Origin of the sequence: Amycolatopsis thailandensis (genome assembly GCF_002234405.1) — a bacterium.
Taxonomy (GTDB): domain Bacteria; phylum Actinomycetota; class Actinomycetes; order Mycobacteriales; family Pseudonocardiaceae; genus Amycolatopsis; species Amycolatopsis thailandensis.
Genome location: NZ_NMQT01000240.1, coordinates 1 through 723, shown reverse-complemented (window position 1 = coordinate 723; position 723 = coordinate 1). Strand labels below are relative to the sequence as shown.

Here is a 723-nt window from a genome sequence, read left to right as displayed (position 1 = left end):
GGAGGCGCCGGCGAGGCTGCCGCGCTCCATCCGCACGTAGTAGTCGACCGATATGCCTGCCAGGAGAGCCACCTCTTCGCGACGCAGACCTTTGACCCGGCGGTTGCCACCGTAGGCGGGCAGTCCGGCCCGCTCTGGCGCGATCCGTGCGCGACGCGAGCGGAGGAATTCCTTGATCTCGGTGCGCGGGTCGATCTTGGTCACCCCTTCACCATAGGCTTTGCCCGCAGGCGGAGGGAGGTTCTGCCGGTACCCCCGACGCCTAGGCGCTGTCCTAGGTGCCCGACGCGGTCGTGGCGATGCCACCGTCGACAGGGATGACGGCGCCGGTGAGGTAAGAGCCGGCCCGGCCGGCGAGGAACACGGCGATGCCCGCCATGTCGTCGTCGCGGCCGATCCGGCGCAGAGGGGTCTTCGCCGCGATCGTGTCGCCGATGGCCTCGATCGTGGCCGCCATCATCCGCGACGGGAACACTCCTGGGGCTACCGCGTTCACGGTGATGTGCTGGGGGCCCAGTTCCCTGGCCAGCACCCTGGTGAGTTGGTGGAGTGCCGCCTTGCTGCCGGCGTAGGAATAGTTGGGCGACTCGGCGACATGGATGGCGGCGATACTGCCGATGTTGACGATCCGCGCGGGATCATCGGCGGTGCCCGCCCTGCGAAGTGCCGGGAGCAGTGCCTGCACCAGCCAGAACGGCGACTTGAGGTTGAGATCGATCACCG

At 68.5% G+C, this 723-nt stretch carries 1 protein-coding gene and 1 pseudogene; both read right to left on the bottom strand.

The window, feature by feature from the left end:
* Positions 1-204: pseudogene (locus CFP71_RS41965) on the bottom strand (helix-turn-helix domain-containing protein); the annotation flags it as partial.
* 70 nt (positions 205-274) lie between these two features.
* Positions 275-723, bottom strand: a 449-nt coding sequence (locus CFP71_RS41960; RefSeq protein WP_143267282.1) for an SDR family oxidoreductase, incomplete at its 5' end; no start/stop codon positions are given.